Genomic DNA, 1,096 nt, shown 5'->3' on the forward strand with positions numbered 1-1,096 from the left:
GTCGATGGTTGCCGGGGAGCCCTTGCGGGCCGTGTCTGGCGTCCCGGTCTGGGTCCGTGCGTCGTGGCTGTTCGGGAGGAGGGGGTGTTCGATATCTCCACCGCCTGCGCCACGATGAGCGAGCTCTCCGCAAAGGAAAATCCGGCACAGACGCTGAAAGCTGCGCAGGGCGAGAGGATTGCGTCGCTCGATGAGCTCCTGGCGAACACGCCGTCCGACACGCGCGATCCGTCGAGGCCGTGGCTGTTGGCGCCCATCGATCTTCAAGTGGTCAAGGCTGCGGGCGTGACCTTCGCCGTCTCCATGCTGGAGCGCGTCATCGAAGAGCGGGCGCGTGGCGATGCGAGTGCCGCCGCAGCCATCCGCGCGGAGGTGTTACGCCTCGTGGGTGATGATCTCAGCCGTCTGAAGCCGGGTTCGCCCGAGGCGATGGCTCTGAAAGAGGTGCTCGTCGCTCAAGGGGCATGGAGCCAATATCTCGAGGTGGGTATCGGCCCCGATGCGGAGGTCTTCACCAAGGCGCCTACTCTGTCGGCTGTCGGTGCTCTGATGGATGCGGGCCTGCATCCCAAATCCACCTGGAATAATCCCGAGCCGGAGGTGGTCGTCGTCGTGACTGCCGAGGGTCGGATCGTCGGCGCCACCCTGGGTAACGATGTGAACCTGCGCGATTTCGAAGGCCGGTCCGCATTGCTCCTTTCCAAGGCCAAAGACAACAATGCCTCCTGCGCATTAGGGCCGTTCGTGCGCTTCTTCGACGAGGGTTTTTCGCTCGATGATGTCCGCGGCACTACTGTAACATTGACGGTGGACGGTGAGGACGGGTTCAAGCTCGAAGGTTCATCATCCATCACGAAGATCAGTCGTGATCCCGAGGATCTCGTTGCACAGACGCTTGGCCCACATCATCAATACCCCGACGGCTTTGTCCTGTTCTTAGGCACCATGTTTGCGCCAACGCAGGATCGCGATGAGCCAGGCATGGGATTTACGCACAAGACAGGCGATATCGTCACCATCGCGGCTCCAAAACTTGGGAAGCTTGTGAACCGCATGAAGCCGAGCTCGGAGTGCGAGCCGTGGACATTTGGCCTTC

At 61.6% G+C, this 1,096-nt stretch carries 1 protein-coding gene; it reads left to right on the forward strand.

The window, feature by feature from the left end:
• On the forward strand, positions 1 to 1,096 hold a 1,096-nt coding region (locus ACUXUR_RS26740), incomplete at both ends, for a fumarylacetoacetate hydrolase family protein (RefSeq protein WP_445505379.1).

The organism is Microvirga medicaginis (genome assembly GCF_052658925.1).